Genomic DNA, 536 nt, shown 5'->3' on the forward strand with positions numbered 1-536 from the left:
TCGGTCACCCCGAGGTGCAGCGGGTAGTCGCACCGCTCGGCCAGCTGCCGGTAGGCCTCGATCATCACCACCGGGTCGTTGTGCTTGACCGAGATCTTGAGGTCCCGGAAGCCGTGCTCCTCGAACAGCGACGCCTCCCACAGCGCCGACTCCACCAGCGCCTCCGGGGTGGCCCGGCCGTACTTCTGCAGCAGCCGCTTGTCCAGCGACCCGGCGTTGACCCCGATCCGGATCGGCGTGCCGTGGTCCTTCGCCGCCCGGGCGATCTCCTTGACCTTGTCGTCGAACTGCTTGATGTTGCCCGGGTTGACCCGCACCGCCGCACAGCCCGCCTCGATGGCGGCGAAGACGTACTTGGGCTGGAAGTGGATGTCGGCGATCACCGGGATCTGCGACTTGCGGGCGATCACCGGCAGCGCGTCGGCGTCGTCCTGGGTGGGACAGGCCACCCGCACGATCTGGCAGCCCGCCGCCGTCAGCTCCGCGATCTGCTGCAGCGTCGCCCCGACGTCCGCCGTCCGCGTCGTCGTCATCGA

At 69.4% G+C, this 536-nt stretch carries 1 protein-coding gene; it reads right to left on the reverse strand.

What is annotated here, in order from left to right:
* Positions 1-536 (reverse strand): flavodoxin-dependent (E)-4-hydroxy-3-methylbut-2-enyl-diphosphate synthase (locus tag IE225_RS32770; protein ID WP_190061296.1); only part of this gene is annotated, 536 nt, incomplete at both ends.

It is taken from the genome of Streptomyces echinoruber, assembly GCF_014651135.1.
Taxonomy (GTDB): domain Bacteria; phylum Actinomycetota; class Actinomycetes; order Streptomycetales; family Streptomycetaceae; genus Streptomyces; species Streptomyces echinoruber.